We start from the raw sequence: 17,248 nt of genomic DNA, 5'->3' as shown, positions 1-17,248 counted from the left end.
TTCAGTTTGAGAGAGTGCGTTTTATTCAGGCTGCAGTGCCTTCCTGAATAGGTCCGTCAGGTAACTGGTTCCGCGATCCAGCACATTGTCACCTTGCCCTAGGAACACTTTGGTCTGCGCTTCAAAATCCGCGTAGTGCTGTGTCGTTGCCCAGATCGAGGTGAGCAGATGCTGCGGGTCCACAGGGGCCAGACGGCCTTCATCAATCCATCTTTGAATGAGAGCGGCCTTTTCCTCAAACAGAGGTTTGATCACAGCCACGTTGTGGTCCATGACCCGCGAGCCCCCCTGAATGATTTCATTTGCAAACAGACGACTTTCACGCGGAAACTCACGCGTCATCTCCATCTTGCGTTCGATATAGCCAACGATTTCTTCAATTGGCTCACCGTCAGCGTCAAATTCTCTCAGCGGGTCAGACCAGCTTGTCACCATTTTGTTCAGCAGGGTGACATAGATCTCTTCCTTGCCGGAAAAATAGTAGAGGATATTTGGTTTAGACAGACCAGCGACCTCTGCGATTTGGTCGAGTGTTGCGCCTCGAAACCCGCTTTGTGAAAACACATCAAGCGCGGCATTCATAATGATGTCACGGTTTCGTTGCTGAATACGGCTGAGCTTTTTGGCCTGAACGGTATTTTCTGTCATTCTTGCTCCCCTCGCTAAGTTGACAGATTAAAGATGACGCTGGGGCAGGTCTAGCGTTTGCGGGGCTATTTTCGCTTTGCTTTAGGTTTTGCTCGCAAATTTTGCGTTCACCTTGTCGATCTCTTGTTCATACCAGGCCACGGCTGCCTTGGGGTCATCCTCATAGAAGGGAGCAAAACTATCTGGTGCTTCGGTGACTTGGTCGTGTTTCACCGACCAGACCATCAAGCCCAGAAAAGCAGGGAGAAGATCGCGCGCCTTACGCGTTGGCAGATAAAAGACACGGCTACGCTTTTCAGGGTCTTGATGGCGTGTCAGCATGCCTGTGGCTTCAAGATGGGCCAGACGGGTGGCGAGGATATTGGTGGAAATACCTTCCTCAGACCCAAGGAACTCACCGTAGTAGCGTTTGCCGTGCAACAGCACATCGCGCAGCAGCACAAAGCTCCATTTGTCGCCAAAAACCCCGGCTGCATAGCGCACCGGGCATCCATTCCATTCGATTGAGCTCTTCTTTGCCATGCGCTCAATGTAGGCATTCTAAAAACACTTGCAAATTAAAAGCGACTCGCGCTATCGATAAATTACTTGCAAAATGAAAGTGAATTGGAGAGCTCATGTCCTCACCCTTTGTCTGGTTTGACAACCTCAACCCATCCCGTGCCGAGACCGAAGCCTTTCTTGAGAGGAATTTCGGCTGGTCCCAACAGAACATCGGCCCTATGACCTTCCAAACCGCGGAAGGGGAGATGCCTTTCGCCGCGGTCTGCGATCCGATGGACGGCCTCACTGGCTGGGTGCCCTATATCGAAGTCGATGACCTCGCCGCGGAGACCGCCCGCGCGGAAAGAAACGGCGCAACCGTCATTGCTGCCACACTGGAAGGCCCAGCCGGAACCGCAACATTCCTGCGCGATCCGGGTGGTGCGCCGCTGGCGATCTGGAAGAGAGGCGCGTAGTCATGATGGTGCATCTCTTTTCCGTTCTGGCTTTTATTGCCGTCACATTTGCCGTTCAGGCGACCTCGCATTTTGTGATCAACAAGGCGCATTATGACAGCGTCGGTATCTTGCGTAGCGAGATCATCATGCCTTTGGGTTTTCTGACGATGACGATCCAGGGATTGGTCATGAGCCTGGCTCTGCAAGGCTGGCAGGGTGGGGCAGCAAATCTGCACCATGGGCTATGGATCGCTTTGGCCTTTGGGCTTTTCCTTGGGGCCTATATGTCGCTGACGGAGGCTGCAAAATACGAAGTGCCTTCGATTGTGGCTTGGATCAGAACCGAGGCGATCTCTACAACCATTCAATTCACGGCTTTTGGTCTTGCCCTGGGCCTCATCCACCAGAGGTTTGCGCAGTAAAAAGGCACCGCCGTTGCGGTGCCTTTCCTGAGGGACATCAGGTACTCGTTAAGTGGGGGAAACGTTCGGAGCCAGTGGAGGGACGGTACCAGCTCCGAACGCCTCAACAGGGCGCGTCTTAGGCGTGAAATGCCCCCAGCGCCTTGGGAAAGTGAGTTGGGGAAAGACCTAGGAAATCGAAGTCGTGTCGCGACCGCGGCGCGCAGCTAGAGCCAGAAGTGTCAGCAGAGGAAGCGCAATCGCGCAAAAGGCGTATGTCTGCAAAGCTGCCATGAACTCAAAGCCAAGAACCAGCTGCATTACCGCAGCGGATGTGCCGAGCAGGCTGCCAAAGAGAAAGACAATAACCGCCATGTTCCACTCCATATTCTGGAAGGTTGTCGCCGCTTTCTGCAGGCTCAAGATTTCGGTCTTGTTGTCTCTACTATTCGGATCAAATGGGGCGCGAATGTGGCCTTCGCGCGACCACTTGGTGAATTTGGTCATTTATGCCGTTAACGAATTAGGGCGCAAAAGGCTTGCAGATGCTATCGTCGCAAAAGTCATTATGCTGGTCACATGCCAGCCAAAAAACCAGAGCTGACCGGCAAAGGCGTCTTCTGCAAAAGAGGCCGCAAATTGTGTCTGGCCATATTTGGCGACGCCAAAGCCAATTGTGGCGGCAATAAAGAGGCCAAGCACAGCAGTGAGGCCACCCTTCAAGAAGCGATCAAGGATCAAACCAACCACCAGACCGACCAAAGCGCCGGTCAGCAAGACCTGTTGGCTCCACCAGGGATGAGCGCCAAGTTCTTTCGGGATGTCGGCAAACCAGGCCAGGATCGCAAGACCCAATGTGACCAATACGGCTATGGCATATTTCATCTTTAAATCGAGGCCCAATCTGTAAAGCTGTAAGGGGCAGGTCGGCGCTCGGCATCCGGGGATGGCGCGGTATGTTTCGGGGCGGGTTTCTCTTTCTCAGGCATTTTGGCCTCCTCTCACTACAAGACGTGGGGCAAAAGAGGCGCGGGGACCAGAGATGTTACACCCATTTGGCGCGCTCGTGAGCAGGCGTGTGAAAACTGCCCCCATGTGTTACAGCGAGGCTATGACGCAAAAAGATCCATTTAGACCGCTGGATGATGAGGCCCGCGCTATCATCGATGAGCTGATGCGCGCGTCCCATGCGGCTTTGGCTGTGACGCGCGAAGATGGCACGCCTTCGGTAACACGCATCGCCTTAGCCATGGATAAGGACAGGTCTCCTGTCACTTTAATCTCTGATTTATCTTTACATACAAAGGCTTTACGCAACGCACGCTCCTGCGCGCTTTTGATCGGAGAGCCGGGCGAAAAAGGCGATCCGCTGACCCACCCGCGGCTGACCCTGCATTGTGAAGCGGCTTTTGTAGAGCAGGGAAGCGCCGCGCATGTTGCGCTGCGCGCGCATTATTTAGAGCAACGGCCAAAGGCGAAGCTCTACGTGGATTTCGCGGATTTCCACTTTGTGCGATTTGCGGTGAAAGACGGGTTGCTGAACGCGGGGTTCGGCAAGGCGTATAAAATCCCGTAAGGCTGGGCCGCCATCTGGGGAGACATGCGAATCGGCCCTACGGTGCTCCTTGCGGTTGGGTTAGGTGGTGAGCATCCGGTAGATCTCATCTTTCAGAGCCGCGCGTTTCTTGCGCATTTCGATGGCATCCATATCGCCCACCGGCTCCACATTGGTCTCCGCCCGATGCACAGCGCGGTTCACCTCGTGGTAATCATCCGCCAGCCGCGCGAAATGCGGATCGGCTTGTTTGAGGTCATGGATTTTTGCGACGTGCTCCGGAAATTCCGCCGCCAGTTCATGTGGGGTGTGACCCATGAGAGTTCTCCATTCAGTGAAGTCTAATTGGAGGGTAGCGGGGTTGGAGGATGGGCGATTTGACTGGGATCAAATTGGTGTGGAAATATCGTAGGCCGGGCTTCAGCCCGGCATATGCAACATTTCATTAACCACGCCGGCTCATGTTGCACTCATGTCTAACTACATTCGCCCGAAGGTTCCCGGTGCAACGGTGTTTTGCACCGTGGTGCTCGCACAGCGCGGTTCGGCGTTGTTGGTGGATTATATCGATCTTTTGAGAGAAGCGGTCGCGGAGACGAAATCAAACCGCCCGTTTCAATTCGATGCATGGGTGGTATTGCCAGATCACATGCATTTCGTTTTGACGCTGCCCGAAGGGGACTCCGATTTGGGCGCGCGGATCGGAGCGATGAAGGCGCGGTTTACCCGCAAGGTCAAAGCGATGGGTAGGGTGGGGTTTCACCACACCATTGGGCCGGGAAAGGTGGGGTATAACCCCACCCTACGCAGGTCACAAAGCAAAGTGCGCAAAGGCGATGGGGGCATCTGGCAACGCCGCTTTTGGGAACACCACATCCGCAACGAAGACGCATTCCGCGCGTATGTGGAGTATTGCCATATCAATCCGGTGAAACATGGATTTGTGGATCGCCCCGAAGAATGGCCATATTCCACGGTGCATCAGCGCGGCATGTAGGGTGGGGTTTTACCCCACCGTTGCGAGAGGGTTGCGGTCGGGGATGGTGGGTTGGAAACCCACTCTATAGGTTGCTGTTCGGATTTTCGTATTTTTCGTGGCTACACATCAAAGCGACCAATTGGGTGGTCGTACCAAGCAAATCTTGCGCATCGTCTACCGAATAAAACCTGTCTGGATGCGCTACCGGATTTCTAAAGCCCTTTCTAAATGTGTCTAGAGTTCCCTTGAGTGCATCATCTAGTGCGCTGCGTTCTTCAAGTTTGAGTACCATAGCAGCCCACATTGGCTTTTCTAAGCGTCCGCGTTTGACAACGCTAAAGTAGAGCTGCTTTAGAACGCTCTCACTCCCGCGCATCAGATGGTAGCAAGCAGCAGTTCCTCTTTCTAAAACTATGCACTTCCCGGCCTCATCGAAATCAAATTGCGCTGTTTCTGGTAGTTTTCTGTAGGTATCTTCACCGAATATCTTGGAGATGTCGTCGAATAGGCTTGTTACGTTGTATCGTTTTTCAGTCGGAAAAAATGCACTGAGCTCCTGAGCCTCTGAAAGTACAACTAACTGAAGATCAGAGATTATCTCGTTTAGCTTCTGAGCTTCTTCCTCAGAAAGAAAATACTCGCTGTCTCCTACGTCTTGAATTATTCCAGTTTGGAAATTTGCAAGCCTCCTCGACGCGTTGTAGGTGACTTTCATGTTGTTTTTTGAAATAAATTCGAGAAATCGTTGAATTGAGCCTCGCACGTAGACCATGTCTTCGCGACCACTTTCGAGCTGGAAGGGCGTGCCTTCTTTAGCATCAAGAAGATATCTGAAACCGGTTCCAAATGATACGTAGCTCGATAGGTTGTCTTGGCGCATATAAAAGTTCTCTTTAAATTTACTAAGTTAGTCGTTGAAGTATGTAATCAATTTTAGCGGTACTGAAGGCTTCTTTTGAGTCTTGTCACAAAAAGGCGGCCCGAAGGCCGCCTCAAAATCTTACCGCGTAAATTTCTTATGCTTCAAGCGCTTCGGCTCCAACGCATCCGCTCCAAGCCTACGCTTCTTATCTTCTTCGTAGTCTTCGAAGTTGCCCTCAAACCACTCCACATGGGCCTCGCCCTCAAAGGCCAGAATATGCGTACAGATCCGGTCGAGGAAGAAACGGTCGTGGGAGATCACAACCGCACAGCCGGCAAAGTCAACCAGCGCGTCTTCCAAAGCGCGGAGGGTTTCGACGTCCAAATCGTTGGTCGGTTCGTCGAGCAGCAGCACGTTGCCGCCTTCTTTCAACAGGCGCGCCATGTGCACGCGGTTGCGTTCACCGCCGGACAGCAGGTTCAGCGGTTTTTGTTGATCGCCGCCTTTGAAGTTGAAGCTTGAGCAATAGGCACGAGAGTTGACCTGCGCGTCGCCCAGCTCGATGATTTCCGCCCCGCCGGAAATCGCTTCCCAGACAGTCTCTTTGTCGTTCAGATCGTCGCGCGACTGGTCGACATAAGAAAGCTTCACCGTGTCGCCATAGGTGACAGAGCCGCCATCGGGCTGCTCCTGACCGGTCAGCATCTTAAAGAGCGTGGATTTACCGGCGCCGTTGGGGCCGATCACGCCGACAATGCCGCCCGGCGGCAGGGAGAACTCCAGCCCTTCGATCAGCTGCTTGTCGCCAAAATGCTTAGAAAGCCCTTCGACCTCGATCACCTTAGAACCAAGACGCGGACCATTCGGGATAACGATCTGCGCGCGGCCGACCTTTTCGCGTTCGGACTGGGACGCCATCTCGTTATAGGCCGCGATACGCGCCTTGGATTTCGCCTGACGGGCTTTCTGACCCTGACGCATCCATTCCAATTCGCGCTCCAGCGTTTTCTGCTTGGATTTGTCTTCGCGGGCTTCCTGCTCCAGACGTTTGGCTTTCTGTTCCAGCCAGCTGGAGTAGTTGCCTTCGTAAGGAATGCCCCGACCCCGGTCGAGTTCCAGAATCCAGCCCGTGATATCGTCGAGGAAATAGCGGTCGTGGGTCACACAAAGGATGGTGCCCTTGTAGTCGATCAGGTGCTGTTGCAGCCAGGCGATGGTTTCCGCGTCAAGGTGGTTGGTCGGTTCGTCCAAGAGCAGCATGTCTGGCGCTTCTAGCAGCAGTTTGCAGAGCGCGACGCGGCGCAGCTCACCACCAGAGAGGTCAGCGATTTTCGCGTCATCCGGCGGGCAGCGCAGGGCTTCCATGGAGACATCCACCTGACTGTCCAGATCCCAGAGGTTCTGCGCGTCGATGTCGTCTTGCAGCTTGGCCATCTCCTCGGCGGTCTCGTCCGAGTAGTTCATCGCCAGCTCATTATAGCGATCCAGAATGGCCTTTTTCTCGGCCACGCCCAGCATGACGTTTTCCCGAACGGTCAGGCTTTCGTCGAGCTTTGGCTCCTGCGGCAGGTAGCCGACTTTCGCGCCTTCAGCGGCCCAGGCCTCACCTGTGAAATCCTTGTCCAGACCGGCCATGATTTTCATCAGCGTGGATTTACCCGCGCCGTTGACACCGACGACACCGATTTTCACGCCGGGCAGGAAGGAGAGGTGGATGTTCTCAAAACATTTCTTGCCGCCGGGGTAGGTCTTGGAGACCCCCTGCATGTGATAGACGTACTGATAAGCTGCCATGTCGGGCTCCGGAAATTAGGGGATTCTGTGCGCGGTTCACGCGTTGGAGCGTGTGATAGCGGATGGGGTGGGGGATGGCAAATGGCGAAGGGGTTGATATAAACTGATCCAGCATTTGCTCAACTAATTTCTCAAAGTGAGTTTTCAAAATGACCAAATTAATCCGACCTATAAGGGTGCTACTTTCGTCGCCGGGAAATATGAAGGAAGACCGGGCTGTTTTTCGTGAAGTAGCGGAAAATGTGAACTTGGACGCCGGTAGGCGAGAAGGGTATGCGTTGGAGGTTGTTGGTTGGGAGACACACACCCGTCCGGGCGCAGGTAGTTACGCTCAGTCGGTTATTAATAAGCAACTGCCAGATGTGGACATCTTTGTCGCATTCATCGGACACCATTTTGGGACGCCTACAGAGAACTGGAAATCTGGAACCGAAGAAGAGTTTAGAATTGCGTATGATCAATGGAAAGAAACCGGCAGGCCAGAAATCATGCTATATTTTTCAGAAGTCGCTCCAAGTATTGGCGCGATCGATGTCGAGCAGCTTGCAAATAGACAAAAGTTTAAAAAAGAAGTTTCCGATCTAGGGGTCTACTACTTTGATTATGCAGAGGCGGCCAGTTTTAAGTGGGAGCTGTATCGGCACCTAACTCAGACGGCTTCAGAAATAATGGAGCGTCCTATTTCAAAAGATGCAGCAGTCCAAGCGCCTCCAGACGTTAGTTTAGGGAGTCTAGCAAACTACCAGAAGTTAGTTGATGAGAACTCAACCATTGCTGTTGAAGACCAAATCTACACTGCAAGTCGATTCATGGAATCCTACACTTCAATTTCTGTGGACTTGACTGACTACGTAAAGAGATTTGCTAGGAATTTGAACAAAGCGACCAAGCAAATTGAGCAAGCCGCGGCGTCAGGCGCTCCTTCCAAAATAGTAGATGCTTCAAGTTTTACGTCTAAGATTTTGCATGGCTACCAAATGAAGCTTCGCGAAATGATACCCAAAATGCAGGGCAGCATTGAACAAAGCTTAGTCTCTTTGCAGCGCGGTCTTACGATTGCTGAGTCAAATGGCCTCCAAGATAAATTTCCTCGGGAACTTTTAGCTACACACTGCGATGGGCTTACCGATGCTCTGCTTGGATTAAGAAAAACCGTCGTGAATTTGACTGATACTATCGAACAATGGCCAAACGATTTGGGTGATATTAGTTCTCAGAAATTGAGGATTTTGGCTTTGCATGCGGACTTCACACAATATTTGGACCGAATTGTTTCATTGCTAAATGAAGTTCGCGGTTCGAACTAACAAGTTTAATTTGAGCCGAAACCCGGCACCGCCGGGCAGCGCCCGACCCTCCCCACGGGAGGGCGCTTCGCACCCACCCAGGGTCAGGCGCCGCCCTTTGTGGGGATGTCAGGCATCTCAATAAGCGTAGGCCGGGCTTTAGCCCGGCTTCAAGTCAGGGTTCAAAACGCATCTAGTATGCGCTCCAAAGCGTTTGGTTTGGAAAGTACTACACCTTCTTCTTTCAAACGGTTCTCCATTCTGGGTTTAACGGACTGAAATGCTGCTGGTCCCGCTTTCATCCCTAGCTCAGCGCTCGCCTGCATGATCGCAGGCGTTTTTGCGATCAAGGCCTGCCCGCCGCTTGAGCGATAGAATTCTGCGATTGCTTGCAGTTCCGCATCGGTGAATTCACCCATGTAGACCTCGCCGATGGACGCTTGCATTTCTTCTGTGAATGCGTCGATCCATTCGTCGACCATAATGTCTAGAAATTTGTCCAAGTCACTGACTTCAACACCTTGTTCTCGGAAACTGCTTTCGAGTGCAGGTAGCAGCACGGTTTTTTGTGCTTGTAGCGCACCTTCAAAAAGCTCGCGCGTGACCGTTTGTTCGACGATGTAATCGATATCGGCTTTTGGATCTGCAAAACCGGGAAGTGTTGCACTGATAAAGAGTGCCACCGCAAGGATATGTTTTTTCATGGTAAATTCTCTTGATTTGAATTGCGGTTACTTTGAAGAAATTTACCGGGGTGTAAAGCAGTGAAAAGAATATCCGGGCTGAAGTCCGGTGTACGTCACAAGGCCTTCTCGAAAAACAAATCCGGGTATGGGTCATCATTGAACCGATCAATCTGCGTCCAGCCGGTTTTGCGATAGAGTTTTTCGGCCTCGGGCAGGGCGGAGTTTGTGTCCAGGCGCAGCACCTTAATGCCCAACTCGCGCGCGGCCACTTCGCATTCGGTCAGCAAGCGCTGTGCCAGCCCCATACCACGGGCGGCGGGGCTGACCCAGAGGCGTTTGATTTCCGCCACCTCAGTACCAACACCTTTCAACCCGCAGCACCCCAGCGGCACACCGTCCGACATGGCCACATAAAACGCACCCAATGGTGTCATCATATTGATGGCTTCCGGGTCGCGTGAAAGCGAGACATCAAAGCCGCGCTCAAACCGCGTTTCAAGCTCGGTGTAGTAGTTTTCCAGGCAGGAAATGCTTTGACACGCGCGCGGGTCCATAGGGGTGATCGCCACATGATCGCGGGTGAAGGCCGTGGCAATAAGGTCCATGGCTTTTAAGACCTGTTCGGTCTGCGGATGGTTCGCAAGTAGGTCGGCGGCGTGATCATTCGAGAGCGTATCATAGGCATTATATTCGGCTTGGCCTTTGTCCGTCAGGTCCGCATGGCGTTTGCGGGCGTCTTTGGTGTCGACGCGAAAGGTGATCAGACCATCGCTTTCCAAGCCGCGTAACATGCGGCTGAGCACGGCCTTATCCAGCCCCAGCTGGGTGCGGATCACACCAATGTCGCTGCCGAAATGGCCAATCGCGTGGATGACGCGGGCAACACCTAAAGGGCGGCCTCGGCCCATAAAGGAGCTGTCCAAAACACCGAGTTTTGCAGTCACCGCGCGATTGAAACGCCTAATGCGTTGAATATCCTGATCTTTCATGTTGTTGACATATGTCAACTATATGCGTGACGTCAAGCCGGTTTTGGACTGGACATTCAGCGGGTGGCGAATTTTATTGCGCCCATGGTTTCTGGAATCCGAAAACGTGTGACTCACCTTGAGCCGGGCATGACAGTGGGTCTGCTTGGCGGGTCGTTTGATCCGCCCCATCAGGGCCATGTGCATATCACGCTGGAGGCGTTGAAGCGGTTCAATCTGGATCGTGTTTGGTGGCTTGTGAGCCCCGGCAATCCGTTGAAAGCGCGCGGCCCTGCGGCAATCGCAAGACGGATGCGGGCGGCTGAAGAGATCATGCACCATCCACGGGTGACGATCAGCGATTTTGAAGCCCGCGCTGGCACGCGTTATACGGCAGAGACGGTTCTGCGCCTGAAGGCGAGTTATCCCGGTGTGCGCTTTGTCTGGCTGATGGGCGCTGACAATCTTGCGCAGTTTCATCGCTGGAAGGATTGGCGGCTGATTATGGATTCCGTGCCAGTGGGTGTCTTGGCGCGTCCGGGGGACCGGATTGCGGCGCGCACAGCAAAGACGGCTGATGTCTATCGCGCCTATCAGATCAAGGGGCGGCACAGTCAGATGCTGGCGACCACCCCGGCGCCAGCCTGGTGCTTTAGCAATGTTCCCATGAGCAGCCTGAGTTCGACCCAGATCAGGGCGGCGGGTAAGTGGACGGTGGCTGAAAGCGCCTAAGGTCGGTCATGGTTGTTGAATTTTCAGTGAAAATGAGCGTCAGATGCTTGCCTTCGCCGTCCCAAGACGTACAGTCGCACCATGTCGAAATTGCCCTCCAGACGCGCCATTTTAGCGGGTCTCACAAGTCTTGCTGCGACGCCCCTCTGGGCCAATGCGCCGGTCACATCCCTACGCCCTAAGGCGCGTCCGCAGAGCGTCATTCGTCGCGCAGCTGCGACGCCTGAAGAGCTGATTGCCGAGGCAAAGCTAGGCGGAGCGGTCAGCTTTACGGTGGCAGAACTGGGCAGTGGGCGCATTCTGGAGGCCTCTGGGCCTGCGGTAGCACTACCCCCTGCCAGCGTATCAAAGGCTGTGACAGCGTTATATGCGCTCGACCTGCTTGGGGCGGATCATCGGTTCCACACAAAGGTGGTGGCGAGCGCGCCGATTGTGGATGGTGTGTTGAAAGGCGATCTCGCTCTGGTTGGGGGCGGTGATCCGACCCTGAATACCGACGGTATGGCGCGTTTGGTGAACAAGCTTGCTGAGAGCGGATTGAAACGTGTTGAAGGGCGCTTTGTCGTTTACGGAGGGGCCTTGCCTTATGTCGAGGCGATTGATCCGGGGCAGCCGAAACATGTGGGTTATGCAACCTCGGTTTCGGGGATTTGTCTGAATTTCAATCGCGTTTATTTCGACTGGAAGAAGGTCGACGGGAAATTCAAAACCGCTATGGAAGCGCGTAGCGAAAAGCATCGCCCATCTGTGCGGGTTGCGAAGATCGCGCTGAGCGAGCGCAAAGCGCCGGTCTTTGATTATGTGAATGTCGATGGCGTTGATCACTGGTCCGTCTCGCGCCATGCTTTGAACAATGAGGGTGGCCGTTGGCTGCCGATGCGCCAGCCAGAGGTCTATGCTGGCGAGGTGCTGCGTGAACTCGCCAAAGAGAAGGGGATGTTGGTGCCAGCGCCGGTCAAGACAGCAAGTCGTCCTGCTGGGCAGGAGCTGGCGTCCGTGCAGAGTGATCCATTGTTGACCATCCTGAAGGGGATGCTGCGCTATTCCACCAATATCACCGCTGAGATGGTTGGCCTGGCTGCAACCAATGCGCGCGGCGTTTATGCAGCGTCATTGCGTGCGTCTGGACGAGAGATGGAGGCCTGGGCCTCCGAGACGCTTGGCATCAAGACCGCGAAATTCGTTGATCATTCGGGCCTTGGGGATCAGTCAAGGATACGCTCTGATGAGCTGGCCAAGGCCTTGTCGATCATCGCTCAGAAATCCCAAATTCATCCGATCCTGCGTGCCTTTGCAATGAAGGATGCCAAAGGGCGTCCGCTCAAAAATCATCCGATTGCGGTGAATGCCAAGACCGGTACGTTGAATTTTGTCAGCGGATTGGCTGGCTACATGAAAGCCCCGTCGGGGCAGGAGCTGGCCTTTGCAATATTCTCAGCCGATACCGAAACCCGCGCGCGTCTGACCCGCGCGCAACGGGATCGGCCTAAAGGTGCAAAGAGCTGGAACCGTCGCGCGAAGACCTTGCAACAAAAGCTGATTGAACGCTGGGGTGCGCTTTACGCGAGTTAACAGCCTCATTTCGCGCTTTCCAAACTGAAATAGCCCTGCTAAACGCCGCCCGTTCGGGATGGTCCCGGATACCGGTCGCAGCCTACCCGGTTTGCTAAAACAAGGATCAAAATATGAAGACTCTTGTCATCTGCTCAGGCGGATTGGATTCCGTGTCGCTGGCTTACAAAGTGGCCGCGGAACATGAATTGGTGGGGCTGATCTCGTTTGATTACGGGCAGCGTCACAAAAAAGAAGTGGGCTATGCGGCCCGCGCGGCAGAACGCCTTGGCGTGCCGCATGACTTGATTGATATGACAGCGATTGGCGCGTTTCTGTCTGGCTCGGCTTTGACGGATGACGTGGATGTGCCCGATGGGCATTACGCCGAAGACAATATGAAAGTGACGGTTGTTCCGAACCGCAATGCAATCATGCTCGCGGTGGCTTTTGGGGTTGCGGCCGCGAAGGACGCAGAGGCTGTCGCCACGGCGGTGCATGGTGGCGATCACTTCATTTATCCCGATTGCCGCCCGGGCTTTATCGAAGCTTTCCAGAAAATGCAGGATGCGGCCTTGGAAGGCTATGCGGATGTAAAACTCTACACACCCTTCGTGCATGTCCCGAAATCCGAGATCGTTGTCGAAGGCGCGAAGGTGAATACACCCTTTGCCGACACGTGGTCTTGCTACAAAGGCGGCGAAAAACACTGTGGTCGCTGCGGGACTTGTGTTGAGCGGCGTGAAGCCTTCCATCTCGCAGGCGTCGAAGATCCAACGGAATATGCCGATCCTGATTATTGGAAATCCGTGGTGGAGGCTTCCTGATGTATCGCATTGGTAAAGAATTCTATTTCTCTGCAAGTCACCAGCTGACTGACCTTCCCGAAGGTCATCCCTGCACACAGCTGCATGGTCACAACTATATTGTGACGCTGGAGCTGGCTTCGGAAACGCTCGATAAAACCGGCTTCATTGTTGATTTCAAAGAGCTGAATGCGCTGAAGGATTGGATCGATGAAAATCTGGATCACAAACATCTTAATGATGTGTTCGATCATCCAAATGTCACCACAGAGTGGCTCTGCAAAGTGATCTATGACTGGTGCAAGGAACGCTGGCACCAAACCAGTGCAGTGAAAATTCAAGAGACGCCAAAGATCTGGGCGGAATATCGTCCGTAATGCTGCGCATCGCTGAGATATTTGGGCCGACCATTCAGGGCGAGGGCGCTGTTATTGGCGCGCCAACTGTCTTTGTGCGGGCAGGGGGCTGCGATTATCGCTGCGTGTGGTGTGATAGTCTGCATGCCGTTGACAACGAATACCGCCATACCTGGGCCAAGATGACCACCGAAGAGGTCTGGGCCGAGGTTGAGCGCCTTTCGGGCGGCGTGCCTCTGACTGTGTCCTTGTCTGGCGGTAACCCAGCCATTCAGGACTTTGGACCTTTGATCGCCTTGGGCAAGTCAAAGGGATATGACTTCGCCTTGGAAACCCAGGGGTCTGTTGCGCGCCCATGGTTCTCTGAGCTGGACCCATTGATCCTCTCTCCAAAGCCTCCGTCGTCCGGTGAGACCGTGGATTGGGAGAAGTTCGATGCCTGTGTGAAGGCAGCCAGGGAAGCTGAAACTGTCTTAAAGATCGTTGTCTTTGATGATGCGGATTACGCCTGGGCGAAAGACACGGCTGCACGCTATTCAGACCTGCCGCTTTACATTCAACCGGGCAACCACACCCCACCGCCACCCGATGCCGAAGATGCCGAGATCGATATGACCGGCATTATGGATCGCTACGAGTGGCTGATTGACAAAACATTGGCGGACCGCTGGTTCGCTCCCAAAATCCTGCCGCAGCTGCATGTCCTGATCTGGGGCAACAAACGCGGCGTTTGATAAGGACACAGACATGGCTGAAGAAAGCATTTACGCGGGCCTGACACAGTTGGGCACTAAAACGGAATTGCCGAACTCCCCTGAGGAAGCGGTGATGGAACGCGTGCCCAACCCGCAAAAGGGCACAGATTATGCGGTGCGATTTACGGCACCTGAATTTACGTCGCTTTGCCCGCTGACCGCAGCACCGGATTTTGCACATATCGTCATTGATTACGTGCCGGGCGAATGGCTGGTGGAAAGCAAGTCTCTGAAACTCTTCCTAGGCTCTTTCCGGAACCACGGGGCATTTCATGAAGATTGCTCGGTCACCATTGGTAAACGCATCGAAGAGCTGCTCGAACCAAAGTGGCTCCGCGTTGGGGCCTATTGGTACCCAAGGGGCGGTATTCCAATTGATGTCTTCTACCAAACCGGGCCAGAGCTTGAGCATGTCTGGATTCCGGATCAGGGTGTTCCGACCTATCGTGGCCGCGGATAAAAATATGGTGTGGCCTCAACAGGCCACGTACATCCCATTCTCTTTGCCAGCATTTTCGATAAAGATGGTTGGCTTTGCTCAACTCGTCGGATCGTCGATCAGGCGGCTAGGTTTGGCAAAGTCAATCAATGCGGACCGGTCAACCAAGTGAATTTGGTTTCCACTCACCTGTACCCCGTGGTTTTTAAGCCCCTTAAAGGCGCGGCTTAGGTTTTCCGGTGTCATCCCAAGAAATGATGCGAGACGGCGCTTTTCCAGCTGCAGTTCAAACTCATCTGCCTCTGCTCGCCGGGCCTGGCGCAGGAGGTAATTGGCGAGACGCTCAAGCGAGGTGCGCAGCTTGATGTCTTTCTGCGATTTGATGACTGAGCGGTAACACTGCGCGAGTTCGGTCACCACGGATCGTGCGAAGGCGTTGTCTTCTTCAAAGATCGTGCGCACGTCGATGGATGGGATCAGGATCACCTTTGAGCGTTCCAGTGTGCGCGCGGACATGAGATAATCCGCGTCTTTGATGGTCGCTGCCAGAATGAAGGTCGAAATCGGGCGCACCGTTGCCATTGTGGTTTCGCGATTGTCCCAATTGGCGAAAAGCTCGACCTTGCCTTCGACAATGATGTGCAGAAAGTCACTGGGGTGACCTTCGGTGATCAGTTCAACATGTGGTGGGAAACTTTGAAAGTAAGCCCCTCGCATGAGGCGTTCAAAGTTTTCTTCCGCCATTTGCGAAAACACAGGCAGCGCCCTGATTCCCGGAATGTCCTCTGGTCGCATTTGGCTACCTATATTTTTCCAACTTGATTTTTATCAAGCGAACCGAGGCGCAATGTCAACGTATCAATTGCGAAACATTTGTTAGCGCCCCCAAAAAAATAAATTAACTGAGAGAAAAATTTCTCTAACCCATTAATTTTAAGTGATTTTTGCGGTTCATTGACTTGGATCAAGACGGTTTGTTGCTGGCTTTGTGAAAATCTTGACCAACGGAAACAGCGGCTTTGTGTCGTCTGTCGGACACCAAGCTGTCCCAGAAACGGGGGTCAACTGAATGGAACTGCAAGGCAAGGCAACAAGCCTTTGGCGAAACTTCTTCAATGTGAAAATGGTTCAAATCCGAACCTTCCACATGACTTGGTTCGCTTTCTTCTCGTGTTTCTTCGCATGGTTCGGGATCGCACCGCTGATGAGCGTTGTGCGGGACGAGCTGCAACTGACACAACAACAAATCGGCTGGGCCATCATCGGGTCTGTGTCGATGACCATCTTCGCTCGGCTATTTATCGGCTGGCTTTGTGACCGGATCGGTCCAAGGAAATCCTATACATGGTTATTGCTTCTTGGCTCGCTGCCCGTAATGGGCATCGGTCTGGCACAGACCTTTGAAACCTTCCTGATGTTCCGCGTGCTGATCGGCTGCATTGGTGCGGCCTTTGTGATCACGCAGTACCACACCACCGTGATGTTCGCTCCCAACATTGTGGGGCAGGCCAATGCGACATCTGCAGGCTGGGGTAACCTCGGTGGGGGTGTCACTCAATTTGTGATGCCGCTTCTCTTCTCTGTTATGGTCATCGGCTTTGGCTTCTCTGAAGCCGTGGGCTGGCGTCTGTCCATGGTTGTGGTTGGCGCAATCATCTTCCTGATCGGTATCGCCTACTACTTCGTCACTCAGGACGCGCCAGAGGGCAACTTTGATGAGCTGCGTGCGCAAGGCCGTATGCCAGAGAAGAAGAAAGTCACCGGCAACTACTTGAATGCGCTGAAAGACCCGCGTGTTTGGGTTCTGTTTGTGATCTACGGCTGCTGTTTCGGCATTGAGCTGACTGTGAACAACGTCGCGGCGCTTTACTTCATCGACTACTTCGATCTGACACTGGTGACTGCTGGTTTCGTGGCAGCCTCCTTTGGTCTGATGAACATGTTTGCCCGTACTCTTGGCGGCATCTTCGGCGACAACTTCGGTGCGCTTTGGGGGCTGAAAGGCCGTAGCTTCTGGCTTTTCATCTGCCTCTTGTTTGAAGGCTGTGCACTGATGGTCTTCAGCCAGATGCAGGTTCTCTTCCTGGCACTGCCTGCTTTGATCGTCTTCTCGCTCTTCACTCAGATGGCTGAGGGTGCAACCTACTCTGTTGTTCCTTTCATCAACAAGAAGGCGCTGGGCGCTGTGGCTGGCGTGGTCGGTGCAGGCGGTAACGCCGGTGCGGTTCTCGCAGGCTTCCTCTTCAAGAACATGATCGACTGGTCCGAAGCCTTCCTGATCCTCGGCATGGTCGTAGCGGCGGCCTCCTTCCTCGCCTTCTTCGTACGCTTCTCAACACGTCAGGAAGACGAAGAACGAGCAGCCTTCGCAGCAGCCAATATCGAGACCCTGCGTCGCCGGGCAGATGCGGCCAATGAAGCCCTGAACGAAGGACTAGCGGCTTTGGACGCCCGAGAGCGCGCGCAGCCTGCTGAATAATCCGAAATCC

General features: G+C 53.8%; 22 protein-coding genes. 12 read left to right on the top strand and 10 right to left on the bottom strand.

Annotated elements, in window-relative coordinates; translation table 11 throughout:
• Positions 1-21 precede the first annotated feature (21 nt).
• Together M0D42_RS10585 and M0D42_RS10580 are read right to left on the bottom strand one after the other, a co-directional pair.
• Positions 22-648 carry a TetR family transcriptional regulator C-terminal domain-containing protein gene (locus M0D42_RS10585; protein WP_265018580.1) on the bottom strand — a complete coding sequence of 209 codons (627 nt, stop codon included), beginning with the start codon at positions 646-648 and terminating at the stop codon, positions 22-24.
• 81 nt (positions 649-729) lie between these two features.
• Entirely contained in the window at positions 730-1,170 is a 441-nt protein-coding gene (locus M0D42_RS10580) for a winged helix-turn-helix transcriptional regulator (protein WP_265018579.1), read from the bottom strand.
• 95 nt (positions 1,171-1,265) lie between these two features.
• On the opposite strand from M0D42_RS10580, the gene M0D42_RS10575 reads away from it, so the two are divergent.
• Positions 1,266-1,607, top strand: coding sequence for a VOC family protein (locus M0D42_RS10575; protein WP_265018578.1), 342 nt, complete (start codon positions 1,266-1,268; stop codon positions 1,605-1,607).
• 2 nt (positions 1,608-1,609) lie between these two features.
• Positions 1,610-2,011 (top strand): hypothetical protein, encoded by a 402-nt coding sequence (locus M0D42_RS10570; protein WP_265018577.1) that lies wholly within the window; start codon positions 1,610-1,612, stop codon positions 2,009-2,011.
• A 168-nt stretch (positions 2,012-2,179) separates the two neighbouring features.
• On the opposite strand, the gene M0D42_RS10565 is transcribed toward M0D42_RS10570, so the two are convergent.
• On the bottom strand, positions 2,180-2,497 hold the full coding sequence (locus tag M0D42_RS10565; RefSeq protein WP_265018576.1) for a hypothetical protein: 318 nt from the start codon (positions 2,495-2,497) through the stop codon (positions 2,180-2,182).
• On the bottom strand, positions 2,498-2,875 hold the full coding sequence (locus tag M0D42_RS10560; protein WP_265018575.1) for a hypothetical protein: 378 nt from the start codon (positions 2,873-2,875) through the stop codon (positions 2,498-2,500).
• A gap of 226 nt (positions 2,876-3,101) precedes the next feature.
• On the opposite strand from M0D42_RS10560, the gene M0D42_RS10555 reads away from it, so the two are divergent.
• Complete coding sequence (locus M0D42_RS10555) at positions 3,102-3,566, top strand: HugZ family protein (protein ID WP_265018574.1); 465 nt, start codon at positions 3,102-3,104, stop codon at positions 3,564-3,566.
• A gap of 60 nt (positions 3,567-3,626) precedes the next feature.
• On the opposite strand, the gene M0D42_RS10550 is transcribed toward M0D42_RS10555, so the two are convergent.
• Positions 3,627-3,863, bottom strand: coding sequence for a YdcH family protein (locus M0D42_RS10550; protein WP_265018573.1), 237 nt, complete (start codon positions 3,861-3,863; stop codon positions 3,627-3,629).
• Between the two features lie 154 nt (positions 3,864-4,017).
• Between M0D42_RS10550 and M0D42_RS10545 the strand changes: the two genes are divergently transcribed.
• Positions 4,018-4,542 carry an REP-associated tyrosine transposase gene (locus tag M0D42_RS10545; protein WP_265018572.1) on the top strand — a complete coding sequence of 175 codons (525 nt, stop codon included), beginning with the start codon at positions 4,018-4,020 and terminating at the stop codon, positions 4,540-4,542.
• A 64-nt stretch (positions 4,543-4,606) separates the two neighbouring features.
• Here M0D42_RS10545 and M0D42_RS10540 read toward each other — a convergent pair whose 3' ends face one another.
• Together M0D42_RS10540 and ettA are read right to left on the bottom strand one after the other, a co-directional pair.
• A complete protein-coding gene (locus M0D42_RS10540; RefSeq protein WP_265018571.1) occupies positions 4,607-5,404 on the bottom strand; it encodes a hypothetical protein in 798 nt (265 codons plus the stop codon).
• 120 nt (positions 5,405-5,524) lie between these two features.
• On the bottom strand, positions 5,525-7,180 hold the full coding sequence (ettA, locus tag M0D42_RS10535) for an energy-dependent translational throttle protein EttA (protein WP_265018570.1): 1,656 nt from the start codon (positions 7,178-7,180) through the stop codon (positions 5,525-5,527).
• 149 nt (positions 7,181-7,329) lie between these two features.
• Here ettA and M0D42_RS10530 point away from each other — a divergent pair, with 149 nt between their 5' ends.
• Complete coding sequence (locus M0D42_RS10530) at positions 7,330-8,487, top strand: DUF4062 domain-containing protein (RefSeq protein WP_265018569.1); 1,158 nt, start codon at positions 7,330-7,332, stop codon at positions 8,485-8,487.
• 161 nt (positions 8,488-8,648) lie between these two features.
• On the opposite strand, the gene M0D42_RS10525 is transcribed toward M0D42_RS10530, so the two are convergent.
• Together M0D42_RS10525 and M0D42_RS10520 are read right to left on the bottom strand one after the other, a co-directional pair.
• Positions 8,649-9,170, bottom strand: coding sequence for a DUF2059 domain-containing protein (locus tag M0D42_RS10525; protein ID WP_265018568.1), 522 nt, complete (start codon positions 9,168-9,170; stop codon positions 8,649-8,651).
• Between the two features lie 95 nt (positions 9,171-9,265).
• Positions 9,266-10,141: a bifunctional helix-turn-helix transcriptional regulator/GNAT family N-acetyltransferase gene (locus tag M0D42_RS10520; protein ID WP_265018567.1), complete on the bottom strand. Its 876-nt coding sequence runs from the start codon at positions 10,139-10,141 to the stop codon at positions 9,266-9,268.
• An 84-nt stretch (positions 10,142-10,225) separates the two neighbouring features.
• Between M0D42_RS10520 and M0D42_RS10515 the strand changes: the two genes are divergently transcribed.
• From M0D42_RS10515 to queF, 6 genes are all read left to right on the top strand, one after another.
• On the top strand, positions 10,226-10,852 hold the full coding sequence (locus tag M0D42_RS10515) for a nicotinate-nucleotide adenylyltransferase (RefSeq protein WP_265021138.1): 627 nt from the start codon (positions 10,226-10,228) through the stop codon (positions 10,850-10,852).
• 81 nt (positions 10,853-10,933) lie between these two features.
• Positions 10,934-12,424, top strand: coding sequence for a D-alanyl-D-alanine carboxypeptidase/D-alanyl-D-alanine-endopeptidase (gene dacB, locus M0D42_RS10510; RefSeq protein ID WP_265018566.1), 1,491 nt, complete (start codon positions 10,934-10,936; stop codon positions 12,422-12,424).
• 113 nt (positions 12,425-12,537) lie between these two features.
• Positions 12,538-13,230: a 7-cyano-7-deazaguanine synthase QueC gene (gene queC / locus M0D42_RS10505; protein ID WP_265018565.1), complete on the top strand. Its 693-nt coding sequence runs from the start codon at positions 12,538-12,540 to the stop codon at positions 13,228-13,230.
• On the top strand, positions 13,230-13,586 hold the full coding sequence (gene queD / locus M0D42_RS10500; protein ID WP_265018564.1) for a 6-carboxytetrahydropterin synthase QueD: 357 nt from the start codon (positions 13,230-13,232) through the stop codon (positions 13,584-13,586). The genes queC and queD overlap by 1 nt, the downstream gene beginning before the upstream one ends.
• Positions 13,586-14,299, top strand: a complete 714-nt coding sequence (queE, locus tag M0D42_RS10495) for a 7-carboxy-7-deazaguanine synthase QueE (RefSeq protein WP_265018563.1) — start codon at positions 13,586-13,588, stop codon at positions 14,297-14,299. The genes queD and queE overlap by 1 nt, the downstream gene beginning before the upstream one ends.
• A gap of 13 nt (positions 14,300-14,312) precedes the next feature.
• A complete protein-coding gene (gene queF, locus M0D42_RS10490) occupies positions 14,313-14,780 on the top strand; it encodes a preQ(1) synthase (protein ID WP_265018562.1) in 468 nt (155 codons plus the stop codon).
• A gap of 78 nt (positions 14,781-14,858) precedes the next feature.
• Here the strand turns inward: queF and M0D42_RS10485 are convergent, their stop codons facing one another.
• Positions 14,859-15,554, bottom strand: a complete 696-nt coding sequence (locus M0D42_RS10485) for a helix-turn-helix domain-containing protein (RefSeq protein WP_265018561.1) — start codon at positions 15,552-15,554, stop codon at positions 14,859-14,861.
• A 274-nt stretch (positions 15,555-15,828) separates the two neighbouring features.
• Here M0D42_RS10485 and M0D42_RS10480 point away from each other — a divergent pair, with 274 nt between their 5' ends.
• A complete protein-coding gene (locus M0D42_RS10480; RefSeq protein WP_265018560.1) occupies positions 15,829-17,238 on the top strand; it encodes an MFS transporter in 1,410 nt (469 codons plus the stop codon).
• Positions 17,239-17,248 lie beyond the last annotated feature (10 nt).

The organism is Cognatishimia activa (genome assembly GCF_026016445.1).
Lineage (GTDB): Bacteria > Pseudomonadota > Alphaproteobacteria > Rhodobacterales > Rhodobacteraceae > Cognatishimia > Cognatishimia activa_B.
Note: the sequence above shows the minus strand (reverse complement) of the source record. Positions and strands in the feature narration are given on the sequence as shown.

What these genes read in the sequence shown, in the direction of transcription:
- M0D42_RS10585 (WP_265018580.1), bottom strand. Translation starts at nt 648, where the DNA reads ATGACAGAAAATACCGTTCAGGCCAAAAAGCTCAGCCGTATTCAGCAA.
- M0D42_RS10580 (WP_265018579.1), bottom strand. Translation starts at nt 1,170, where the DNA reads ATGGCAAAGAAGAGCTCAATCGAATGGAATGGATGCCCGGTGCGCTAT.
- M0D42_RS10575 (WP_265018578.1), top strand. Translation starts at nt 1,266, where the DNA reads ATGTCCTCACCCTTTGTCTGGTTTGACAACCTCAACCCATCCCGTGCC.
- M0D42_RS10570 (WP_265018577.1), top strand. Translation starts at nt 1,610, where the DNA reads ATGATGGTGCATCTCTTTTCCGTTCTGGCTTTTATTGCCGTCACATTT.
- M0D42_RS10565 (WP_265018576.1), bottom strand. Translation starts at nt 2,497, where the DNA reads ATGACCAAATTCACCAAGTGGTCGCGCGAAGGCCACATTCGCGCCCCA.
- M0D42_RS10560 (WP_265018575.1), bottom strand. Translation starts at nt 2,875, where the DNA reads ATGAAATATGCCATAGCCGTATTGGTCACATTGGGTCTTGCGATCCTG.
- M0D42_RS10555 (WP_265018574.1), top strand. Translation starts at nt 3,102, where the DNA reads ATGACGCAAAAAGATCCATTTAGACCGCTGGATGATGAGGCCCGCGCT.
- M0D42_RS10550 (WP_265018573.1), bottom strand. Translation starts at nt 3,863, where the DNA reads ATGGGTCACACCCCACATGAACTGGCGGCGGAATTTCCGGAGCACGTC.
- M0D42_RS10545 (WP_265018572.1), top strand. Translation starts at nt 4,018, where the DNA reads ATGTCTAACTACATTCGCCCGAAGGTTCCCGGTGCAACGGTGTTTTGC.
- M0D42_RS10540 (WP_265018571.1), bottom strand. Translation starts at nt 5,404, where the DNA reads ATGCGCCAAGACAACCTATCGAGCTACGTATCATTTGGAACCGGTTTC.
- ettA (WP_265018570.1), bottom strand. Translation starts at nt 7,180, where the DNA reads ATGGCAGCTTATCAGTACGTCTATCACATGCAGGGGGTCTCCAAGACC.
- M0D42_RS10530 (WP_265018569.1), top strand. Translation starts at nt 7,330, where the DNA reads ATGACCAAATTAATCCGACCTATAAGGGTGCTACTTTCGTCGCCGGGA.
- M0D42_RS10525 (WP_265018568.1), bottom strand. Translation starts at nt 9,170, where the DNA reads ATGAAAAAACATATCCTTGCGGTGGCACTCTTTATCAGTGCAACACTT.
- M0D42_RS10520 (WP_265018567.1), bottom strand. Translation starts at nt 10,141, where the DNA reads ATGAAAGATCAGGATATTCAACGCATTAGGCGTTTCAATCGCGCGGTG.
- M0D42_RS10515 (WP_265021138.1), top strand. Translation starts at nt 10,226, where the DNA reads ATGGTTTCTGGAATCCGAAAACGTGTGACTCACCTTGAGCCGGGCATG.
- dacB (WP_265018566.1), top strand. Translation starts at nt 10,934, where the DNA reads ATGTCGAAATTGCCCTCCAGACGCGCCATTTTAGCGGGTCTCACAAGT.
- queC (WP_265018565.1), top strand. Translation starts at nt 12,538, where the DNA reads ATGAAGACTCTTGTCATCTGCTCAGGCGGATTGGATTCCGTGTCGCTG.
- queD (WP_265018564.1), top strand. Translation starts at nt 13,230, where the DNA reads ATGTATCGCATTGGTAAAGAATTCTATTTCTCTGCAAGTCACCAGCTG.
- queE (WP_265018563.1), top strand. Translation starts at nt 13,586, where the DNA reads ATGCTGCGCATCGCTGAGATATTTGGGCCGACCATTCAGGGCGAGGGC.
- queF (WP_265018562.1), top strand. Translation starts at nt 14,313, where the DNA reads ATGGCTGAAGAAAGCATTTACGCGGGCCTGACACAGTTGGGCACTAAA.
- M0D42_RS10485 (WP_265018561.1), bottom strand. Translation starts at nt 15,554, where the DNA reads ATGCGACCAGAGGACATTCCGGGAATCAGGGCGCTGCCTGTGTTTTCG.
- M0D42_RS10480 (WP_265018560.1), top strand. Translation starts at nt 15,829, where the DNA reads ATGGAACTGCAAGGCAAGGCAACAAGCCTTTGGCGAAACTTCTTCAAT.